Source organism: Vibrio sp. 10N.222.49.C9 (genome assembly GCF_041474985.1).
Lineage (GTDB): Bacteria > Pseudomonadota > Gammaproteobacteria > Enterobacterales > Vibrionaceae > Vibrio > Vibrio crassostreae_C.
On the sequence record NZ_JBFRVD010000159.1, the window covers coordinates 1 to 440 of the forward strand.

Annotated in this window: 1 pseudogene; it reads left to right on the forward strand. The window is 47.5% G+C overall.

The features are described 5' to 3' along the window. Positions 1–440 (forward strand): annotated as a pseudogene (locus AB4585_RS22515) (polyribonucleotide nucleotidyltransferase); the annotation flags it as partial.

Sequence of the window (440 nt, forward strand, 5' to 3'; positions counted from 1 at the left end):
ACTACCAAGAGCGTACTTACGCTGCAGGTAAAATCCCTGGTGGTTTCTTCAAGCGTGAAGGCCGTCCTTCTGAAGGCGAAACACTAACGGCTCGTCTTATCGACCGTCCAATTCGTCCTCTATTCCCAGAAGGCTTCAAGAACGAAGTTCAGGTTATCGCGACAGTAATGTCTGTTAACCCTGACGTTCAACCAGACATGATCACTATGCTTGCAACATCTGCAGCATTGTCTATCTCTGGTGTTCCATTTAACGGTCCTATCGGTGCAGCACGTGTTGCTCACATCGATGGCGAGCTAGTGCTTAACCCATCAATGACTGAACTAGAAAGCTCTAAGCTTGACCTAGTTGTTTCTGGTACTGAAGGCGCTGTTCTTATGGTTGAGTCTCAAGCAGACAACCTAACAGAAGAAGAGATGCTAGCGGCTGTTGTTTACGGT